This is a genomic window from Nonomuraea sp. NPDC003707, from assembly GCF_053587055.1.
The window spans coordinates 1-20,658 of the sequence record NZ_JBSFNK010000034.1 but is presented as its reverse complement, the minus strand read 5'-3'; the positions used below and the strand labels follow the sequence as shown (position 1 = coordinate 20,658).

The following is a 20,658-nucleotide window of genomic DNA, read 5'->3' as shown; positions in this document are numbered from 1 at the left end:
CACTGACCGAAAGGAACGTTATGGACGCCCGACCAGCTTTCCGCCGCCATTTCAGGGTCGAGGTCATCGAGGGAGACGGGGTCTTCCTGATCAACGAGCGCGACACGCACGTGCTCACCGGCCGGTCGATCGAGGCGGTGGCCGGCCTGCTCGACGGCAAGCACACCGTCAACGACATCCTGGTCGCGGTGGAGCCGGACGTCCCGCCGGAGAACGTCTACTACGTGCTCCACACGCTCAGGCAGCGCGATCTGCTGGTCGACGTCACCGAGGACGTGGATCGGAGGACGGCCGCCTACTGGGAGATGGCCGGACTCCAGGCGCAGGAGGCGGTCGCCGCGGTGCGCGGCGGGCGGGCCGAGCTGCTCACCGTCGGGGACGTGCCCGCCGAGGAGTTGCGGGACCTGCTGGTCGCCGAGGGGGTGGAGGTGACCGGCCCCGGGGAGGACGCGGCGCTGACCGTCGTGCTGACCGACGACTACCTGCGCGGAGAGCTGGCCGACGTCAACCGGCGGCACCTGGCGGAGCGGCGGCCATGGCTGCCGGCCCGCACAACCGGCCCCGTCCTCTGGCTGGGCCCCGTCTTCCAGCCGGGGGAGGGCGACGGCGGCTGCTGGCGATGCCTGTCCCAGCGGTTGGAAGGGCACCGGCAGTCGCTGACGTACGTGGAGGACAGGTTACGGAGCAGCCGCCCGCTGGCCCTGCCCGCCGCCGACCTGGCGCTGACCCGCGGCGCGGGCGTGCGGCTCGTCGCGGCCGAGGCGGCGAAGTGGCTGGCCGGGGCGAGGAATCCGCAGCAGCGCGACCTGGTCACCTTCGACACCATGCGCCTCGGCGCCACCCGCCACGAGCTGCGGCGCAGGCCGCAGTGCCCGGAGTGCGGCGACGACGGCCTGATGGCCGCGGCCGCGCAGTCCCCGGTCGAGCTGCGCTCCCGGCCCAAGACCTTCACCGCCGACGGCGGCCACCGCTCCAAGCACCCGGAGGACACCGCCGAGCGGTACGCCCACCTGGTCAGCCCGGTCACGGGCGTCATCCGTGAACTCACCCGGATGGACACCAGGACGCCGTTCGTCAAGGCGTACGTGGCCGGGCACAACTTCTCCCGGGAGACCCGCGACCTCGCCATGCTGCGCAAGGGCCTGCGGACCCAGAGCGCCGGCAAGGGCATGACCGACCTGCAGGCCAAGGTCAGCGCCATGTGCGAGGCGATGGAACGCTACTCGGGCATCTTCCAGGGCGACGAGGCCAGGCGCACGGCGAGCCTGCGGGAGCTCGGCGCGGACGCCGTGCACCCGAACACCTGCTCGCTCTACAGCGACGCCCAGTACCGCACCCGCCGGGAGGTCCGCGCCACCTCCAGCTACTCCTACGTCAACGACCCCTTCGACGAGGACGCCGCGATCGAATGGACGCCCGTGTGGTCGCTGACCGAGCGGCGGCACAAGTACCTGCCCACCGGCTACCTCTATTACTACTACAACGACCAACGCTCCACCGGCCCGCTCTACACCTGGGCCGACTCCAACGGCAACGCCGCCGGCTCCTCCCTGGAGGACGCCGTCCTGCAGGGCTTCATGGAGCTCGTCGAGCGGGACGCGGTGGCCGTGTGGTGGTACAACCGCCTGCGCCGGCCCGCCTTCGATCTCGGCACCTTCGCCGACCCGTGGATCGCCGAGTTCCAGGAGGTCTACGCCGGTCTCGGCCGCGACCTGCACGTGCTCGACCTCACCAACGACCTCGGCGTCCCGGTGGCCGCCGCGGTCAGCCGCCGGGTCGACGGGCCGACCGAGGACATCCTCATGGCCTTCGGCGCCCACTTCGACGTGCGCATCGCCGTGCAGCGCGCCCTGGCCGAGCTGAACCAGTTCATCCCCGCGGTCATCGACGTCGGCCCGGACGGCGTCACCCGTTACCGGTTCCCCGAGCGCGACCAGGTCGACTGGTGGACGAACGCGCGCGTCGCCGACCACCCCTACCTCTCGCCCACCTCGATCTCCGTGCCCGCGTCCGCCTACGCCCGGCCGGCCACCGCCGACCTGCTCGACGACGTCGAAGCGGCCCGCGCGCTGGTCGAGGAGCGCGGGATGGAGATGCTCGTGCTCGACCAGACCAGGCCCGACATCGGCCTGCCGGTCGTCAAGGTCATCGTGCCCGGCCTGCGCCACTTCTGGCGGCGGCTGGCCCCCGGCCGCCTCTACGACGTGCCCGTACGGCTCGGCTGGCTCGCCGAGCCCACCCCGGAGGAGCAGATGAACCCCATCACGATGTTCCTGTGACCGGCCCGGCGCCCCTCTCTATGGTGGGCCTGCGCGAGGACGCGGTCGTCGAGTCCGCGGGCGGCGTGCTGACCATCGCGCAACCCTTCGGCACGGTCACCCTGCGCGGCCTGCCGCAGGCCGTCGAGTCGCTGCTGCGCGAGCTGCCCGGCACGCTGGCGGACCAGGACGATCTGGCCGAGCGGCTCCTCGCGGCGGGCGGCAGCAGCCACGACGCTGCCCTGCTGTACCTGACGCTGTCGCGGCTGAGCGCGGTCCTCGTCCACGCGGTCGAGCCGCTGCTGCGGGTCGTGCCCATCGCCCGCGACGCCCGGTTCCGGCTGCCCGCGCTCGCTCCCAGTGACACCGTGCGCCTGTCGAGGTTCGCGCTCGTCCGCAGGACGGATCAGGGACTCGTCCTGGAGTCCCCGCTGTCCCGGCACCGCGTCACGCTCACCGAGGACGCCATGCCGCTGCTCTCCGCGCTCGGCCGCCCGGTCATGGTGAAGGAGGCGCCCGAGGCGATCGGTCATCTCGTCGCCGCCGGCATGGCCTTCGCCGGAGACGCCGAGGAACGCGACCCCGCGCTGCGCTCGTGGGACTTCCACGACCTGCTCTTTCACGCCAGGAGCAGAGCGGGGCGGCACGACCAGCCGTTCGGCGCGACCTTCCGCTTCCTGGACGAGACGCCGCCGCCACCGGTGATCAAGCAGCCTCCCGAGGGCGCCGCCGTCGAGCTGTACACGCCCTCCCTGGAGGAGGCCGCCGCGGCAGACCCGCCGTTCACCACCGTGCTGGAGTCGCGCAGATCGGTGCGCCAGTACGCCGGCCCGCCGACGGTCCGGCAGCTCGGCGAGCTGCTCTACCGGGCCGCCAGGGTCAGGCGAGTCTTCGGGCCGGCGCCCGGCATGCCGTACGAGGCCAGCAGCAGGCCCTACCCGGGCGGCGGCGCCGTCTACGAGCTGGAGCTGTACCTGACCGTGGCCCGATGCGAGGGCCTGGACAGCGGCGCCTACTACTACGACCCGCGCGGCCACCGGCTCGTCACCCTCCCCGCCAGGGACGAGGACGCGCGGGCGATGCTGGCCGCGGCGAGCCTGGCCACGGGCGGGACGGCCAGCCCCGACGTGCTGATCACCATCACCTCGCGCTTCCAGCGCATGTCGTGGAAGTACTCCTCGATCGCCTACGCCGCCACGTTGAAGACAGTCGGCGCGCTCTACCAGACCTTCTACCTGGTGGCCACCGCGATGGGCATGGCGCCCTGCGGCCTCGGCAGCGGCGACGCCGACCTGGCCGCCCGCACCTTCGGCCTCGACTGGGCCACCGAGTCGTCGGTCGGGGACTTCCTCATCGGCGGCGCCCCCGCAGAGTCCGATCCGCACAGACAAGGAGACCGCTGATGGCCGAAAGCATCTACATCCTCGGGGACGAGGACCGCAGGAAGTTCGCCCGGCTGGTGGCGGCGGCGTGGCAGGACGCCGAGCTGCGGAGCCGCTACGAGAGCGGTCCCAGGGCCCTGCTGAGCCAGTACGGCATCGTCTACCCCGAGGGGGTGCCCACGCCGCCGCTGCCGCCCAAGCCGGAGGGCGAGTTCGACATCACCGACCTGGAGTCGGCCGCCGGCTCTTCCGAGCCCGGCACGGTCAGCACCATTCTCACGCTCACCAGCATGACCGGGCCGAGCGTCCCCAACACAACGGGCGACACGTTCTGAGCGATCGCGCTCTGTCCGGAATCCACACAGACAAGGAGACCTCTGATGGCTGAGAGCATGTACGTCTTCGGGGACGAGGACCGCAGGAAGTTCGCCCGGCTGGTGGCGGCGGCGTGGCAGGACGGCGGGCTGCGGGGCCGCTATGACGGCGACCCCAGGCCCCTGCTGAGCCAGTACGGCATCGTCTACCCCGAGGGGGTGCCCACGCCGCCGCTGCCGCCCCAGCCGGAGGGCGAGTTCGACATCAGCGAACTGGAGTCGGCCGGCGGCTCTGTCGCGTTCACGACGGATGGCACGGCCAGCTCGATCGGCACCGCCCTGTGCAATTCGGTCTGCTTCGGCGACACGCAGTGAGCGAGACGGTGATCGAGGTCTCCGGACTTCGTAAACGCTACGGGCAGTTCACGGCCGTGGACGGCATCTCCTTCGACGTACGCGAGGGGGAGGTGTTCGCCCTCCTCGGCACGAACGGCGCGGGCAAGACCACCACGATCGAGATCCTGGAGGGCTACCTCAGGCCCACCGAGGGCACGGTGCGGGTGTTCGGCGAGGACCCGGCGGGACACCGCGCCCCGCGCGCCAGGATCGGCCTGGTGCTGCAGGAGTCCGGCCTGTTCGGCGACCTGTCGGCGGCCGAGACGGTGGCCGCCTGGAGCAGGTTCACCACCGGCGCCAGACCCGTGGCCGAGGCGCTGGAGCTGGTGGGGCTGTCCGGCCAGGCCCGGACCCGGGTCAAGCGGATGTCCGGCGGCGAGCGGCGCAAGCTCGACATCGCGCTGGCCACCCTCGGAAGCCCCGACCTGCTGTTCCTCGACGAACCGACCACGGGGCTCGACCCCGAGGCCCGCCACCGGGTCCGGGACCTGGTCAGGGATCTCGCGGCCGGCGGGATGACGGTGCTGCTCACCACGCACTACCTGGAGGAGGCCCAGGAGCTCGCCGGCCGGGTGGCCATCATGGACAAGGGCGCCATCGTCACCCAGGGCACGATGGCTGAGGTGCTGGGCCGGGGCTCGGGCCGGGTCGCCTTCGAGCTGCCCGAGGACACCGCCCTCGACGGGCTGCCGGTGGGCGAGCAGGACGCGCTCACCGTCACCGGGCGGCGGTGCGTGATCCTCACCGCCGAGCCCGAGTCGGTGGCGCACTCCGTGCTCGGGTGGGCGCATGTACGTGGCGTGCGGCTCAGCGGTCTGGACGTCCGACAGGCGACGCTCGAAGAGGTCTTCCTCGACATCGCCGGCGCGCGCGGGGAGGAGGCCAGGACGTGACCGCCTACACGCTCGCGCACTTCCGGCTGACCCAGACGCTGTTCTGGCGCACGCCGGTGTCGGTCGGCGTCGCCCTGTTCTTCCCCGTCGTGTTCGGCGGGCTGATGCCGCTGATGCTGCCGGGCGGGACCAGGGACGGGGCGCCGGTCGATGTCGCCATCATGACCGGCGTCATCGTGATGGGCATCGCCAACCTGGGCTTCATGACCCTGGTGGAGTCCTTCGTCGTGCGGCGGCAACTGCTGATACTCAAGCGGCTGCGCGGGACGGAGCTGCCCGACCTCGCCATCTTCGGCGGGGAGATCCTCACCGTGCTGTCGATCGGCCTGCTGCAGCTCGTGCTGATCGTCGGCCTGGCCAGGGTGATGCACGGTGTCGCGCTGCCGGCCAATCCCGCCCTGCTGGTGGTCACGGTGCTCCTCGGGCTCGCGGTGTTCGCCGCGATGGCCGTCGCGGTGAGCGGCAGGATTCCCGCGCAGGGCTCCACGGTCGTGGTGAGCCTGCCGTTCCTGCTGCTCGCCATCGGCCTGTCCGGGTTCGCCTACCCCGTCTCGGCGTTCCCCGGCTGGTTGCAGATAGTGTCCTCCTTCCTCCCGTTCGGACGGGTGGCCGAGGGGGTCAGCACCGCCTATCTCGGGCGGGACTACGTGGGACACGCCGGGGCCGGCGTGCCCCCCAAGGTGGGGATCCTGGAGGGCTTCCTGGTCATGTGGCCGGGGTGGCTCGTCCTGGCCGCCTGGCTCGTCCTCTCATTGCTCGCCGCGAGAAGGTGGTTCAAGTGGGAGCCTCGCAGAGGCTGAGGGGCGTCGGGCCGGGCATCGTACGGCTGGCCCGCGCCACGGCCGGGGTCTTCCTCGTCGGCATGGCGGCCTTCGCCGCCGTGCCGCTCGCGGAGGCGCTCGGCGCCTACTCCTCCGTCAGGGTCGCGACCGCGGTCGTCCTCATCCTCGGCCTCACCGGCTGCTACCTGTGGCTGGCGGTGCGGGCCGTGCTCGACCGGGGTTCGCGGTGGGATCTCGCGGTGCTGGCCGTGATGTGCGTGCCGGCCCTCGCCGTGCCGTTCGCCGCCGGGCCCACCTGGCTGAGCGTCGGGTTCATGCTTCCGCTCGCGTTCGCGGTCACGCTGCGGGGCCGGTGGGCGGCGCTGGGGTTCTTCGCCTCGCTGGCCGCCGGCCTGGTCCTGCCGGCCTCGCAGGACCTGAGCTGGGTGCTCTTCGGTTCCCTGCAGAACCTGCTCACGGCCGGCGCGCTCGCGGGCCTGACCATCTTCGCGACCTTGCTCGCCGAGTTGCAGCGCACCCGCGAGGAGGCCGCCAAGCTCGCCATCACCGAGGAGCGGCTCAGGTTCGCCCGTGAGCTGCACGACGTGCTGGGGCACAACCTCTCGGTCATCGCCATGCGGACCGAGCTGGGCACACGGATCCCGCCCGAGGAGATCGGGCGGCTGCGCCGCGAGCTGACGGAGATCCACGACATCGCCAGTCGCTCGCTGCACGACGTGCGGGCGGTGGTCAAGGGCTACCGCGAGATGTCGCTGGAGAGGGAGCTGAGCGGGGTGCGCCGGGTGCTGGAGACCGCCGGTGTCCGATGCGACTTCGCCGAACTGCCGCCCTCGCTGCCGCCGGAGGTCCGCGTGGCGCTGGCCTGGGCGGTGCGCGAGGCGGCCACCAACCTGCTGCGCCACAGCGACGCCACGGTCTGCCTGCTCGGGGTCGAGACCGACGGCGACCGCATCACCGTGACCGTCGCCAACGACGGCGTGCGCCCGGACGGCGACTCGATCGCCGCCGGAGCGGCGGACGCCGAGGCGACCGTGGGCGGGAGTGGCCTGGCCGGGCTCGACGAGCGGCTCGCGCAGGTGGGCGGGAGCTGCGGACGGCACACCGAAGACGGCTGGTTCACGCTGTCGCTGGACGTTCCTGGCCGCCTCCCGGCGGCCGCACTCACCTCTGCTACAGGAGACCGGAGATGATCAAAGTTCTGATCGCGGAGGACCACGACCTCATCAGAGGTGCCCTGATCGCCCTGCTGTCGGAGGAGCGGGACATCCGCGTGGTCGAGGAGGTGTCCAGGGGCGACGAGATCGTGCCCGCCGTCGTCGGCTCCAAGCCGGACGTGGCGCTGCTGGACATCGGGCTGCCGGGCATCGACGGCCTGGAGGCGGCGGGCCTGATCAAGGAGCTGGAACAGCCGCCCCCGGTGCTCATTCTCACCAGTGTCGGCACGCCCGGTAACTTCGAGCGGGCCATGGCCGCGGGGGTGCGCGGCTTCCTGGTCAAGGACGCGCCCGCCCACCGGCTCACCGACGCCATCCGGGTGGTGGCCAGGGGTGAACGTTACATCGACTTCGACGTGGCCGCCGACGGCGGCGAGCAGGAGATCGACACCAATCCGCTGACCACGCGGGAGATCGCCGTGCTGTCGGCCGTCGCGGCCGGTGGGCGGGGCAGCGACCTGCGGAGCACCTTGGGACTGTCGATCCACACGATCAGGAACTACCTCGCGGCCGCCCGCCTGAAGACGGGCGCCCGCAGCGACGAGGACGCCGTGCGCATCGCGCGGGCGAACGGGTGGCTGAACGAGGGATCGGCGGCCGCCGGTAGTTGATTCGCGGGCCAGGAAGGCGTCACGATCAGTACGAAATCATGATGCATCCGGACATGTGGGAGCCCGCCGGTGGCCCAGGACAGCGAAGCGCAGGTCAGGTGGTTGACGACGGCCGTCGTCGCGGTCACCGGGGCGCTGTGGGGGCTCACCCCGCTCGCCTTCCTGCTCAACGGCGATCCGGGCCGGGCCCTGATGGCGCTCGTGCTGCTCGGAGGGCTGCTCGTGGTGTACGCCAGGATCGTCGCCCGGCACATCGCGGGCACGAGCCAGGGGCCGCACCGGGCGCGGACCTTCCTGCTGTTCGCCGTCGTCGTCTACGGGGCGATCCCGTTCCAGGGATCGGTGTGGATCTACACGCCGCTCGTCGTCGCCACCGCCGGGCTGCTCCTGCTGCCCTTCCGGTACGGCGTCATCGTGCTCCTGGTGGTGGCCGCCGCCGAGTACCCACTGACGCTCGTCGAGTGGGCCCCCGTGGCATCCTCCGCGGCGCAGCGGAGCGCCGGAGTGCTCGTCGCCTCGGTGGTCGCCGCGGGCATCGTGCACTACGCGAGGTTCGTCCGGGAGCTGCGCGAGCTGCGGGTCGCGCTGGCCGAGATGGCCGTGGACCAGGACCGGCTGCGGCTGGCGGGACAGCTGCACGACCTGCTCGGCCAGACGCTGGCGTCGATCACCCTGAAGACGGAGCTGGCCCTGGCCCTGGTCGACGTGGACCGCAGGCAGGCCGCCGCCGAGCTGGAGGGGACGATCGCCATCGCCGGCGAGGCGCGCGCGGAGATCGGCGACGTCGTGGAGGCCAAACGCTCGCTCGACCTGGGCGCGGAGCTGACGGCGGCCGCCGCGCTGATCGAGCTCACCGGCGCGAGCTGCGACCTGCGCCTGGGGTTCAAGGAGATCGACAAGGAGACCGGCGGCGTACTCGGCTGGACAGTACGCGAGGCGGCCACGAACATCGTCAGGCACAGCGACGCCCGGCACTGCCTGATCGAGCTGGACGAGGTCGACGGACGCGTTCAACTGCTGGTGCGCAACGACGGCGCTCGCCGCGAAACGGGCCATCAACCCGGTTCGGGGCTCGCCGGGCTGCGCCGGCGGGTGGAGAAACTGGGCGGATCCCTGGAGGCGGGCGCCACCGGGGAAGGCGTGTTCCAGGTGCGGGTGTGCCTGCCCGCCGTACACGATCGGGAGAGTGGTCACCGGTGATTCGCGTCCTGCTCGCAGAGGACCACGGCGTCGTCAGGGGGGCCCTGACAGCTCTGCTGAACCTCACGGGCGACATCCAGGTCGTGGCCGAGGCCGACCGAGGCGACAAGGTCGTCCCGCGCGCTCTCGCCTGCAACCCGGATGTGGCCGTCATCGACATCGAGATGCCCGGCGTCGACGGCGTCGAGGCCACCCGCCGTCTCAGACCGGCGATGCCGGACTGCCGCGTGCTCATCCTCACCGGCCTCGCCAGCGCCGGGCTGCTGAAGCGGGCGATGGAAGCGGGAGCGAGCGGATTCCTGCTCAAGGACGCCCCCACGGAGCGGCTGGCCGAGAGCATCCGCCGGGTCTCCCAGGGCGAGCGGGTGATCGACGCCTCCCTGGCCCTGGCCGCGATGAGCGCCACGGTGACCCCGCTCACCGAGCGGGAGGTGGCCGTGCTCGGCCTGGTCGGTTCGGGCGCCAGCACCGGCGAGATCGCCGCCGAACTCCACCTGTCGGCCGCGACGGTCCGCAACTACATCTCCAGCGCCATCACCAAGACCGGCGCCCGCAACAGGACCGACGCCGTCCGCATCGCCGCCGAATCAGGCTGGATCGAAGGCCTCCGCCACACCTGACCGGCCCTCGCTCGTCCGGCACCCCGATCCCGGGGGGTGGCCGGGCCCGGCTGGCGACAGCGCGACGACAGGGCCACGACAGGTCCGTTTCCTAACGTGTCGGTGCAAGGGGGACCCGGTTCGACACGGAGGGGAAAACACATGCGTGGAAGGCAACTCGGCCTGGTCGTGGCTTCGGCGGCCGTCGTCATGGGGGCGCTCCTGACCGCCCCGGCCGCGGCGGGGGCGGCGACGACCATTGGGACGACGGCGGCGACGACGGGGGCGCGGGCGGCGGCAGGGCCGATCGACTGCGGCGGCTGGTGGCACTACACCGGCAACAATCCGCAGTCCGTGCGGATGGTGCGGTGGGGTGGCGCCAACGGGCGTCCCCAGTTCAACGTCATGTCCGGCTACATCCAGGGCATCCAGCACGGCTGGGCCCAGCTCTCCGGGGCCAAGAAGGGCGACTGGGTCACGCTGGACGTGACCACCGACGGCGGCAGGACGTGGGGGTACTGCGGGCCGTTCGAGGCGCGCTGGGACGGCGAGATCGTCATAACGCCGGCCGCGCGCACGTCGAGCGACCCGAACCTGAAGTTCCGCGCCTGCGGCGCCCCGGCGGGAGTCCCCGGCAGCCGGGCGGTCTGCACGACGCCCTGGTGATCTGACCCGGGGTACACAACGCGATCAGCAGGTGGACGACCACGTGCGCGGGGAGCTTGCGAACGCGACGCTCCCCGCATCCGTGCATGGTGATGGCCGCGTCCAGGACCTGGCGAGGGATCAGCGAGGTCAGCGCGCTGACCGCGACCAGATCCGTCAACCCCCCCGAACCGCCTGTATCACCCGACAAGATCATCAAGTGATGCTACCGGCAAGATCGCTATCTGAACGGCATTGGAGCGCTCACCGGACTCCTTATGCGGTGCGCCCTGCAGCGAACGGGTGGTCGGGTAATGGGCGATCAATGTCGCCCCGATTGGCAAATAAACGACGTGCCATCGGCCGACCTGGCCCGGAAGGCGCACGGTCCGGGGTGGGCATTAGACGGCCCACCGCTTCGCAGGTCAACGGGTGGGTTCGATGGCGCCGTCAGGCGCGGGTGCGCCGTCAGGCGCGCCACCGGAAGGGCAGTCCGAGCGGAGCGAGGTCCTTTGTGGTGTCGGGGTGGGTGTCAGCAGGACCATCATCCAGTCGGGCAACGGGTGGGTGATTCTCGGCCCACCTACCCCGTAAACTTCGCTGACGTATTAGCCTGATAATCGCGTCCCGTTTTTTTCGGATGGGAGAGCGAATGAAGGCCGATCCCGTTGTTCTGCTTACGGCGGTGTTCAGTCTCGTCCTCGGTCTCGGTGCCTTCGCCTGGCAGTGGCGCGCGCCGGACGGTGGAAACGAGCGGGTGCACATGATCTCCTGGACCCTGCTCGCCCTCTTTCCCGTCACGCTCCTGTTCTCATTCTTCCCGCAGAGCCAATTCTCCGCCGAGATCAAGGGTGCCACCATGACGGGCGCCGTCGGGTTGTGGGCGTTCATCTGGTGGTACGGGCTGCGTTCCCTGCGCACCGCGGGCCGGGCCGACGAATACCGGAAGGAGATCCGCGTGCTGCGCGGGCAGATCGACACGCACGCGAAGATGCGGCAGCCGCAGCCCATCGAGGAGACCCGCACGTACGAATACACGGTCCATGGCCGGCCCTCCCGGCGGCTCGTGCTCATCACCGGCGACCTGCGCAACGTCAAGGACGTGGACGTCTGGGTGAACTCCGAGAACACCGACATGCAGATGTCCAGGTTCCACGAGCGGTCGATCTCCGCCGTCATCCGGTACGAGGGCGCGCGGCGCGATCCCCTGACCGAGCGGGTGGTCGAGGACTGCGTGGCCGACGAACTCGGCCGGCGGGTGGGCGCCAACGTGCCCGTGGAGCCGGGGACCGCCATCGTGACCCGGGCGCACCAGCTCGCCGAGCGCAACGGCGTCATGGGCATCGTGCACGCCGCCGCCGTCCACGGGGCCGCCGGCGTCGGGTACCGCCGGGTGGACAATCTGGGTACGTGCGTGCGCAACGTGTTCCTGCGGGCCGAGGAGATCGCCGACGGCGGGCGGCGGGCCGCCTCGATCGTGTTTCCCATCTTCGGGACCGGTGAGGCGGCGGCCGACGTCGAGTCCACGGTCCAGAGCATGCTGACGGCCATTGTCGCCCACCTGGCCGACGGTCGCCCCCGGCACGTCGAAACCGTCTATTTGCTGGCCTACACCGACGCGGAATTGGCGGTCTGCGAAAAAGCACTTGACGCCGGCGCGCATATCTCTCCGGCCGGGAAGGCCGGGAAGAAACGTACCCGCCAAAAATAGGTGTCGCCCGGCGGGCCGGATTCCTTAATCTCGATCTCGTGGACATCCCGGCTCTTCTCCAGCATTTCAGGACGCACGACGCCCCTTTGATCCTGTCCAGGGGCGGCGATCTGGCCTGGGACGACGCGGAGCTCCACCGCACTGCCCGGCTGAGCGACCCCGAGGGATACGCGCTGCTGGCGCTGGTGCCCGGTGTGCTCCCCTGGCAGCGGGCCCGCGTGCTGCTGTGCACGCTGGCCGCCTCGCAGGACGGCCTGGACGAGCGCACCCGCGCGACTCTGGCCAAGGTCACGAGGGCGCTCATGTTCGGCCTGCCGCCGGCGTACGCCGTCACCGCGCTCCTGGCGCTGCGGCGGCTGCGCGTCAACCACAAGCACGCCACACGGGCCGTCGTCGCGTTCGTCCTGGAGCACCCGGAGGCGGACGCGCTCATCGAGGCGCGTCGGCCGGCGCTGGTCGACTGCTTCGAGCATGCGCTCGGCAAGGCGACCGCGCGTGGGTGCGCCCGCCTGATCGCGGAGGGCGACACCGGCTCCGGCCGGCTGCGCAGGAGCCTGCTGCGCTTCACCTCCGACCCGGCCGCGGCGATCGGGCGGGTGCGCGCGCTCTACGCGCCCGGCACGTACGGCGCGGAGGCCCCGCAGGAGCCGCCGGCGCCGCTCGACCAGGTCGGGGAGCGCCCGCCGATCGTGACGCCGACCAACCGGGGCGACATCGCCGCGACGCTGGTGCACCTCTACCGGGGTGGGCCGGCCGCCGAGCTGCGGCCCGCGCTGGCGGGCTACGTGGCCGAGGCGACGCGCGGGCTGCCGCGCCTGGCCGGCCACGTGGCCGTGGTGCTCGACACGTCGGGCTCCATGCGCGGGTACGGCGATCGCGAGTGGGCGGTCATGTCGCAGGCCGCGGCGCTGAGGCTGGTCCTGGCCGAGGTCTGTGAGCGCCTCACGGTGGTCGAGACGGGTGAGGTTTGTGAGCGCCTCACGGTGATCGAGACTGCCGAGGCCCCCGAGGTCCGCGAGCGCCTCACGGCGGGCGAGACCGTCGATGGCGCGACCGACCTGGCGACCCGGCTGCTCGACGCCCTGGACACCCGCCCCGACCTGGTGGTGATCGTGACCGACGGCTACGAGAACGTCCTGCCGGGCGACCTGGCCAGGGTGGCGGCCACGCTGCCCCGCGCGGGCGTCACCACTCCGGTGGTGCTCTGCCAGGCCACGTTCACCGCCGGCGACGACCTGACCCTGCGCGACCCGGCGTCGCTGCTGCCGCGCCGGCCGTTCTGGCATCAGGACGACTTCGCCGGGCTGCTGCCGTGGCTGTTCGGCCACTGCGCGCCCGGCCGTGACTGGATCCGTACGGCCATGCTGAGCCGTCTGGAAGGAGGACGCACATGACCGCACTTGAGACGCTCCTGCCCGCGCCGCTCGACCTGCGCGGCTACCGCGCGGGCGCGCCACAGCGCGCCGGGGCGCTGACCATGGTGCCGATCTGGGGCCCCGAGCGGCCCGGCATCGTGCCGCCCCGTTCCGGGCTGAAGCTCGAGCGGGTCGTCGGGTACGGCCGGGTCGAGCTGCTCAACGGCGCCCGCGAGGGCGTGGCCATCGTGCCGCTGCACATCGGCTACATCCAGGACGCCGCCCAGAACCACGCCCTGTGCTCCGCGGCGCTGATGGGCGCCGGGCAGACGAGGCGGTTCGACGACGCCTGCTGCGTCCAGGCCGGCCAGGGCGGTTACCTGGAGGGCCGCGACCAGTGGTTCTTCGTGCTGCCGGTGGAGCTGCGGGCCAAGGCGCTGGAGCTGCGCGGGCACCACGACTACGCCAAGCTGTGGCCGGACATCTCCGAGCTCAACGCCGCGTGCGGGCTGCCGTCGCGCGGGCACCTGGAGCAGATCCTGTCGCGCAAGCGGGCGACGCTGACCCAGTTCCAGAGCCGGCTGGAACTGCTGCCGGGGCAGCTCGGCGCGCTGTTCTTCGTGGGCGACAGGTTCGCGGGGCTGGAGCTGGCGCCCGATCCGGTGTACTTCGCCGAGATGTGGATGGCGCTGGTCTGCTTCGCGTACGGGGTCGCCGCCTGGCGGGCCGAGCCCGGGCAGGCCCACGCGGAGCCGTACGAGGCGGGCAGCCTGGCCGAGCTGCGCGCGGAGCTGGCGCGCGACCGGGCCGCCCGTCAGGCAGAGGTGGCCTCCTGGCTGCCCGCGCCGGCCGGTGACGTGCGCATGGTCGAGGAGGAGCGCTACCTCGACCTGCGGCTGTCCACCGTGACCGGCGACGGGCTGGCCGGCCAGGTGGTCACCGAGCACGGGCGGCCGGTGTACGCGTCGCTGTTCGCGAGCCGGTAAATCCGGTTGCGGCGGGTCCACGACGACAGGTTGAATGATCAGTGCGGGAACTGCGCCGGGCACGGCGGGCTCAACCCCTCATGCCATGTAAGGGCGTCGTTTTGAGAACGGCTCTATGGTCCGCCGAGGCGCCGGCCACCGGTCCCGCACTGAGATCTTGCCAGCCCCCAGACTCGGTGTTACCTCTTGCGGGATGCGTGCAATCCGCGCATCCCTGAGACGCAGGAGGGAACCGTTGTCCTGGTTACGCAGTGCACTCGTCGCCGTCGCGCTCGCCGCGTCGGCACTACCCCTCGCAGGGCCCGCCCGGGGCGAACCCGGCGGGCAGGCCCCCATCCATGACTTCCAGGCCGAAGAGCACGGCAAGCCGGACGTGGACAACCGGCAGGGCAGGGTCGCCCCGCCCGCCGGACTGAACGCCCGCAGCGCCGGGACGGCGGCCGAGATCCGCTGGAACGCTCTCGGCACCCCCGCGGCCGTCACCAGCGCCGAACCGCTGGCCGAAGGACTCGGGTCCGATCCCGAGCAGGCCGCCCGCACGTACCTCAAGAACAACCCCACCGTCTTCGGACTGTCCGCGCAGGCGGTGGACGCGCTGGAGCGGGTCGCGGTCAACCCCGTCGGCGCGGGTCACGCCGTGCTGCTGCGCCAGCGCTTCGGCGACCTGCCGGCCGGCGTGGACGGCCTCGTCGCGATCGGCGTGGTGAACGGCCAGATCAGGCACGTCACCTCCTCGCTGTCCCGCGAGACGGAGGCGCCGCCGGCCGCGACGATCACCGCGCAGCAGGCGCTGGAGCTCGCGGCCAGGGACGGCGGCATCGACCTGGCCACGGCGGCCACCAAGCAGGCCACGCCGGTGGCGGTGCCCGCTCCCGACGGGGTGCACAGCGCGTACCAGGTGGTCCTGATCGGCGGCTCGAGCGGCGAGGCGGCGGGGTACACGACGCACGTGGACGCCGTCAGCGGCGCCATCCTCGTACGGGAGAACCTGGTCGACCACTTCGACCCCGAGAACCCGCGCTGGAAGGCCTTCCCGGCGAACCCGCGCGACGACTACTCCTCCCGCGACACCCGCCAGACCTGGTGCTTCGCGGCGGGCCCCGGCTGCGACTACGTGACCGGCGGCGACCCGGCGACCGGCAAGGCGTGGGACGTCGACCACACCACGGACGCCTCGACGAACACCAGCGCCGGCAACGCGACCAAGACGACCGAGAACCGGGCGAACGGCGACCCGTTCTCCGTCGGGACCCGCACCAACGTGCTCACCCCGAGCAGGAACTACCTCTTCCCGTGGAAGAACACCTGGCACGAGTCCAAGTGCGACCCGGCGGTGTTCGACCAGGCCGGCGAGGCCGACCTGGAAGCCGCCATCGCCAACCTGAACGCCATGCACAACCGCATGCACGACTGGTCGTATCGGCTCGGCTTCACCGAGACGGCCTGGAACATGCAGGCGGACAACGGCGCCCGCGGCGGCCTCGGCGGCGACGCCGAGCAGGGGAACGCGCAGGCCGGCGCGCGGGTGCTGTCCGTGCGCGACAACGCCAACCAGATCACCGGCCCTGACGGGCTCGCGCCGATCACGAACATGTACCTGTGGCAGCCGATCGCCGGCTCGTTCTACTCGCCCTGCGTGGACGGCGACTACGACATGTCGGTCATCGGCCACGAATACACGCACGCGATCTCCGGCCGCATGATCGGCGGCCCGAACGCCGGCTGGAGCGGCGCCCAGGCCGGGGCCATGAACGAGAGCACCTCCGACCTGTTCGCGATGGAGCACCTCTTCGAGTACGGCTTCCGCCCCTCGGGCCTGACCCCGTACGTGACCGGCGGCTACGTGACCGGGGACAAGGAACGCGGCATCAGGAACTACGACATGTCCAAGTCGCCGCTGAACTACAGCGACGTCGCGTACGACATCGTCGGCCAGCAGGTGCACGCGGACGGCGAGATCTGGTCGGCGACCCAGTTCGACGTGCGCGCGGCGTTCGTCAAGCGGTACGGCGACGGCACGGCCAGGCAGCAGCGGGCCTGCGCGGACGGGCAGACGCCGGTCGAGCGGTGCCCGGGCAACCGGCGCTGGGCGCAGCTGTCGTTCGACGCCCTGCTGCTGATGGCCTCGGGCGCGGTCAGCTACGTCGACCACCGCGACGCGCTGCTGGCGGCCGACGTGATGCGGTTCGGCGGCAAGAACCAGGACATCATGTGGCGCGCGTTCGCCGAGCACGGCCTGGGCAAGGGCGCGGCCAGCACCGGCCCGAACGACGCCGACCCGACGCCGAGCTTCGTCAACCCCGCGGGCAAGAACGGCTCGCTGCAGCTCAAGCCGCTGGGTGAGGCGAAGGGTGCGGCGCTGCGGCTGTACGTGGGCGACTACGAGGGCCGCGCGGTCCCGGTCGCCGACACCGACCCGGCGACGCCGCTGGGCGACACGGTGGAGATGACGCCCGGCGTGTACTCGTTCATCGTGGCGGGCAACGGGTTCGGGCACACGCGGCTGAAGTTCGTGGTGGTGGGCGGCGTGCAGTTGCCGCTCCCGCTGCCGCTGACCCGCAACCTCGCCTCGGCGGCGGGCGGCGCGACGGCCGCGGGCGACGGCGTCAACCAGGCCAAGCTGATCGACGAGACCGAGGCCACGAACTGGGCCTCGCTCACCGGCGCGCCCGCCGGCAAGTCGGTCGTGGTGGACCTGGCGGGTGACGCGCCGGTCAAGGTCCGCCGCGTGCAGGTGAGCGCGATGCTGCGGCCCAACGTCAACGACGCGGCCGACCCGGGCGGGCAGAACCGCTTCTCCAGTGTGCGCTCGTTCGAGGTGCTGGCCTGCGGTTCGGGCTGCACCGACCCGGCGAACTTCACGAAGATCTACACCAGCCCCGCGGACGCCTTCAAGTCGGGGCTGCCGCGTCCCCGCGGCGCCGACATGATCTTCAAGTCGTTCGACGTGCGGGCCACGAGTGCCACGCATCTGATGTTCCGGGTGCTCAGCACGCAGTGCACCGGCAATCCGCTGTACGCCGGTGAGCAGGACCAGGATCCGAACTCCGCGACGGACTGCGCCACGGCCAGCCCGCAGCGGGAGCAGGTGAGGGCGGCCGAGTTCCAGGCGTTCTCGCACTGAGGTCGTGATTCCGTACGGCCCGCGTCCTCTTGGGCGCGGGCCGTTCGCGTGTTTGCTCTCTGGTAGTTCGAGGTCGTACTATTCGAGGCAGAGCTAGTTAGATATCGAATTATCTGGGGGAGAAGTATGCGTACCCTGATTCGTGGTGTCCGGGTCTTCGACGGCGAGCGGACCGTGCCGGTGGCCGACGTGGTGATCGACGGCGACCGCATCGGCGCGGTCGCCATCGGCGGCGAGGTCGCCGGCCACGTGGACGCCGTGATCGACGGCGCCGGGAAGACCCTGCTGCCGGGCCTGATCGACGCCCACACGCACGCCTTCGAGGGCGACCTGGCCGAGGCGCTGACGTTCGGCGTCACCACCGAGCTCGACATGAACAACCTGCCGCCGCTCCTCGCCGCCCAGCGCCGCCAGGCCGCCGAACGCGACGACGTGGCCGACATCCGCAGCTCCAGCATGATCGCCACCGCCCCGAACGGGCACCCGACCCAGATCATGACCGCGGACGTGCTCAAGGCCCTCGGCACGGACCGCACCCTCGACACGGTGGCCGACTCGGGCGAGGCCAAGGCGTTCGTGGAGGCCCGGCTGGCCGAGGGCGTCGACTACCTCAAGATCGCCATCGACGACGGCGGGTCGTCCGGGATGCGGCTGCCCGCCCTCGGCTCCGAGCTCGCCGCCGTCCTGGTCGAGGCCGGGCACGCCGCCGGCCTGCGGGTCATCGCGCACACGGTCACCGCCAGGGAGGCGCTCATCGCCCTGGACGCGGGCGCCGACGGGCTCGCGCACCTGTACTCCGACGTGAACGAGGAGCAGGCCGAGGAGATGGCGGCCAGGATCGCCGCGTACGACGCGTTCGTGATCAGCACGATCACCTACATCGAGGCCGTCACCGGCGACCCGAACGGCCGGGAACTGCTGCGCGACCCGCGGATCGCCGCGCGCATGTCGGACCGCTCGAAGGCCACGTTCGGCCGGGAGTGGGCGGACATCCCCATGCACTCCCAGGGTGTCATCAACGCCTCGCACGCGGCCGCGGCCCTGCGACGCGCGGGGGTGCCGGTGCTGGCGGGCACGGACTGCACCCCGTTCGGGCCGGTGCACGGGGCGGGCCTGCACCACGAGCTGCTCCTGCTGACGGAGGCGGGCTGGACGGCGGAGCAGGCGCTCGCGGCGGCCACCGGCACCACGGCCCGCCTCTTCGGCCTGACGGACCGGGGCCGCATCGCCCCTGGCCTCCGGGCCGACCTGCTGCTCGTGAACGGCGACCCGACCACGGACATCACGGCTTCCCGGGCCATCGAGGAGGTGTGGCGAGGCGGCGTACGACGTAGGCAGGCCGCCTGACACCCGCCCGTTGCCCGACGAGGCGGTGGGCCGCCTGACACCAACCCTGCCAAAAGGATCAGCCCAGCCGATTGACCGCGTAATTGTTCGATCGGTCGCTACCCATGTCGGCCCCACGATGCTTGCCGGCTCAGACAAGACACCCTTGCGATCTGTGACAGCTTTCGGTGCCGAGTTGTCACAGACCGGGCCGCCGCCCTGTCTTACAGACGGACCGGACGTTGCGCAGCGACAGGAGCGAGACCTTGCCACCCACCGGCACCACCATCCGCCTGCGGGTCCGGATGAGCGCCCGCCCCATCGACGAGCCGCACCGCGCTTCGAGCCAGCTCGAGCTGCTGTTCGACCTCACCTTCGTGGTCGCGGTCGCCGCCGTCACCGCCCAGCTCGCGCACAACCTCGCCGACGGTCACGGCCTCGCCGCACTGGTCCCGTTCCTCCAGGTGTTCTTCGCGATCTGGTGGGCGTGGATGAACTTCACCTGGTTCGCCTCGTCCTACGACACCGACGATGTCGCCTACCGGCTGCTGACGATGGTGCAGATGGCCGGCGTGCTGACCCTCGCCGCCGGCGTGCCCGCCGCGTTCAGTCACTCCGACTACGGCATCATCACCCTCGGCTACGTCATCATGAGGATCGGGCTCGTCGCCCAATGGCTGCGAGCCGGTCTCGAAGACCCGGCCGGCCGACGCACCGCGCTGCGCTACGCCGCCGGCATCGGCCTCGTGACGGCGGGTTGGGCGCTGCGCTACCTGTTCGCGGAGCTGGGCCTGCTGCCCTCCTTCGTCGGACTGTTGGTCCTTGTCTTCCTGGACGTACTGGAACTCTCGGTGCCGCGGTGGGCGGAACGGGCCAGGCCCACCACCTGGCACCCGCACCACATCGCCGAGCGCTACGGCCTGTTCACGATCATTCTGCTCGGTGAGAGCGTGCTGGCCGCGAGCAGGGGAGTCGAGGGAGCGCTCGAAGCGGGCCAGATCAGGGGAGCCTTCGTCGTCATCGCCGGTTGCGGGCTCGTGCTGCTGTTCGCGCTTTGGTGGCTGTACTTCCTCATCGAGGCGGGGGAGGGGCTCAGCGACCGCCGGCATCGCTCGTACCTGTGGGGGTACGGCCACTACGGCATCTTCGCGGCACTGGCGGCCCTCGGCGCGGGGCTGGAGGTGGCGGTGGAGCAGAGCGGGCACGCGGTCGCGGCGTCGCCGCAGGCACTCGGCTACGCGGTCGCCATCCCGGTCGGTGTGTATCTCGCTCTGCTGTGGGCGGCGCACGCGCTGGTCGCCGCCGAGCCCGTCATCTATCCCGCCGCGGTCCTGGGCTGCGTCGCCGCCGTCCTGCTGCTGCCGCTCGCGGCGCCCTGGATCGGGGTGGCCGCCGTGGTCGCGGCGATCACGGCCCTCTGCGTGCTGCTGGTCGCCGTCTCGATCACGACCGCGGCCGTCGGGAGGCGTCGTCAGGGCCCGCTGCTGTCCGCCTCCGGCGAGTCGTGACCTTCGGCGGCGGTGGACATGGCGCTGAGCTTGGCGGGGTTCATCATCCACAGCACCTGGTCGATGCCCTGGTCCGAGGCGTTGACGGTGAGGACCGTGAACACCTGTCCGTCGCGGCTCAGCAGCGCTGAGGTCTGGCCGTTCGTGCTCGCCCAGGCCACCTCGACCCCGACCCAGAACCGGCTCGCGAACGCCCTCAGGTACTTCGCCACCCGCTCCGCGCCCACCACGGGGAAGCGGGAGGCGCGGACGGCGCCGCCGCCGTCGGAGTAGCTGATCACGTCCGCGGCGAAGAGCTCTTCGAGTGCGGTCATGTCGCCGGAGCGGGCGGCGGCGACGAAGGCGGTGAGGAGG

At 71.6% G+C, this 20,658-nt stretch carries 18 protein-coding genes and 1 pseudogene; 17 read left to right on the top strand and 2 right to left on the bottom strand.

The annotated features are described in order from the left end of the window. The first annotated feature begins 20 nt into the window (after positions 1-20). From ACWDRB_RS52090 to ACWDRB_RS52040, 11 genes are all read left to right on the top strand, one after another. On the top strand, positions 21-2,279 hold the full coding sequence (locus ACWDRB_RS52090) for a TOMM precursor leader peptide-binding protein (RefSeq protein ID WP_449907743.1): 2,259 nt from the start codon (positions 21-23) through the stop codon (positions 2,277-2,279). Next, positions 2,276-3,661: a SagB/ThcOx family dehydrogenase gene (locus ACWDRB_RS52085; protein ID WP_449907741.1), complete on the top strand. Its 1,386-nt coding sequence runs from the start codon at positions 2,276-2,278 to the stop codon at positions 3,659-3,661. The genes ACWDRB_RS52090 and ACWDRB_RS52085 overlap by 4 nt, the downstream gene beginning before the upstream one ends. After that, positions 3,661-3,975 carry a hypothetical protein gene (locus tag ACWDRB_RS52080; protein ID WP_350736943.1) on the top strand — a complete coding sequence of 105 codons (315 nt, stop codon included), beginning with the start codon at positions 3,661-3,663 and terminating at the stop codon, positions 3,973-3,975. The genes ACWDRB_RS52085 and ACWDRB_RS52080 overlap by 1 nt, the downstream gene beginning before the upstream one ends. Positions 3,976-4,020: 45 nt before the next feature. Further along, positions 4,021-4,329, top strand: a complete 309-nt coding sequence (locus tag ACWDRB_RS52075; RefSeq protein WP_397369651.1) for a hypothetical protein — start codon at positions 4,021-4,023, stop codon at positions 4,327-4,329. Next, positions 4,326-5,243 carry an ABC transporter ATP-binding protein gene (locus ACWDRB_RS52070; protein ID WP_355201272.1) on the top strand — a complete coding sequence of 306 codons (918 nt, stop codon included), beginning with the start codon at positions 4,326-4,328 and terminating at the stop codon, positions 5,241-5,243. Before ACWDRB_RS52075 ends, ACWDRB_RS52070 begins: the two co-directional genes overlap by 4 nt. Next, entirely contained in the window at positions 5,240-6,043 is an 804-nt protein-coding gene (locus tag ACWDRB_RS52065; RefSeq protein ID WP_449907738.1) for an ABC transporter permease, read from the top strand. The genes ACWDRB_RS52070 and ACWDRB_RS52065 overlap by 4 nt, the downstream gene beginning before the upstream one ends. Further along, positions 6,022-7,215 (top strand): sensor histidine kinase, encoded by a 1,194-nt coding sequence (locus tag ACWDRB_RS52060; RefSeq protein ID WP_449907737.1) that lies wholly within the window; start codon positions 6,022-6,024, stop codon positions 7,213-7,215. Before ACWDRB_RS52065 ends, ACWDRB_RS52060 begins: the two co-directional genes overlap by 22 nt. Next, entirely contained in the window at positions 7,212-7,850 is a 639-nt protein-coding gene (locus tag ACWDRB_RS52055; protein ID WP_355201267.1) for a response regulator transcription factor, read from the top strand. Before ACWDRB_RS52060 ends, ACWDRB_RS52055 begins: the two co-directional genes overlap by 4 nt. A gap of 69 nt (positions 7,851-7,919) precedes the next feature. Continuing rightward, positions 7,920-9,050, top strand: coding sequence for a sensor histidine kinase (locus ACWDRB_RS52050; protein WP_449907735.1), 1,131 nt, complete (start codon positions 7,920-7,922; stop codon positions 9,048-9,050). Further along, a complete protein-coding gene (locus ACWDRB_RS52045; RefSeq protein ID WP_397369646.1) occupies positions 9,047-9,670 on the top strand; it encodes a DNA-binding response regulator in 624 nt (207 codons plus the stop codon). Before ACWDRB_RS52050 ends, ACWDRB_RS52045 begins: the two co-directional genes overlap by 4 nt. Before the next feature lie 141 nt (positions 9,671-9,811). Further along, entirely contained in the window at positions 9,812-10,315 is a 504-nt protein-coding gene (locus ACWDRB_RS52040) for a hypothetical protein (protein ID WP_449907733.1), read from the top strand. Here the strand turns inward: ACWDRB_RS52040 and ACWDRB_RS52035 are convergent. Continuing rightward, positions 10,206-10,511: a transposase domain-containing protein gene (locus ACWDRB_RS52035; protein WP_449907732.1), complete on the bottom strand. Its 306-nt coding sequence runs from the start codon at positions 10,509-10,511 to the stop codon at positions 10,206-10,208. The genes ACWDRB_RS52040 and ACWDRB_RS52035 overlap by 110 nt on opposite strands. Positions 10,512-10,979: 468 nt before the next feature. On the opposite strand from ACWDRB_RS52035, the gene ACWDRB_RS52030 reads away from it, so the two are divergent. The 6 genes from ACWDRB_RS52030 (at position 10,980) to ACWDRB_RS52005 (ending at position 20,304) form a co-directional block, all read left to right on the top strand. Further along, positions 10,980-12,005 carry a macro domain-containing protein gene (locus ACWDRB_RS52030; protein ID WP_449907730.1) on the top strand — a complete coding sequence of 342 codons (1,026 nt, stop codon included), beginning with the start codon at positions 10,980-10,982 and terminating at the stop codon, positions 12,003-12,005. A gap of 38 nt (positions 12,006-12,043) precedes the next feature. After that, positions 12,044-13,399, top strand: a complete 1,356-nt coding sequence (locus ACWDRB_RS52025) for a vWA domain-containing protein (RefSeq protein ID WP_449907728.1) — start codon at positions 12,044-12,046, stop codon at positions 13,397-13,399. Beyond that, the gene (locus tag ACWDRB_RS52020; RefSeq protein WP_449907727.1) at positions 13,396-14,346 is read left to right on the top strand and encodes an ARPP-1 family domain-containing protein; all 951 of its coding nucleotides are present in this window, start codon (positions 13,396-13,398) and stop codon (positions 14,344-14,346) included. The genes ACWDRB_RS52025 and ACWDRB_RS52020 overlap by 4 nt, the downstream gene beginning before the upstream one ends. Before the next feature lie 235 nt (positions 14,347-14,581). Next, a complete protein-coding gene (locus tag ACWDRB_RS52015; RefSeq protein ID WP_449907726.1) occupies positions 14,582-17,470 on the top strand; it encodes a M36 family metallopeptidase in 2,889 nt (962 codons plus the stop codon). Between the two features lie 126 nt (positions 17,471-17,596). Beyond that, a complete protein-coding gene (locus tag ACWDRB_RS52010) occupies positions 17,597-18,817 on the top strand; it encodes an amidohydrolase family protein (protein ID WP_449907724.1) in 1,221 nt (406 codons plus the stop codon). A 245-nt stretch (positions 18,818-19,062) separates the two neighbouring features. Beyond that, complete coding sequence (locus ACWDRB_RS52005) at positions 19,063-20,304, top strand: low temperature requirement protein A (RefSeq protein ID WP_449907722.1); 1,242 nt, start codon at positions 19,063-19,065, stop codon at positions 20,302-20,304. On the opposite strand, the pseudogene ACWDRB_RS52000 reads toward ACWDRB_RS52005, so the two are convergent. Continuing rightward, positions 20,268-20,658: pseudogene (locus tag ACWDRB_RS52000) on the bottom strand (RNA polymerase subunit sigma-24); the annotation flags it as partial. The gene ACWDRB_RS52005 and the pseudogene ACWDRB_RS52000 overlap by 37 nt on opposite strands.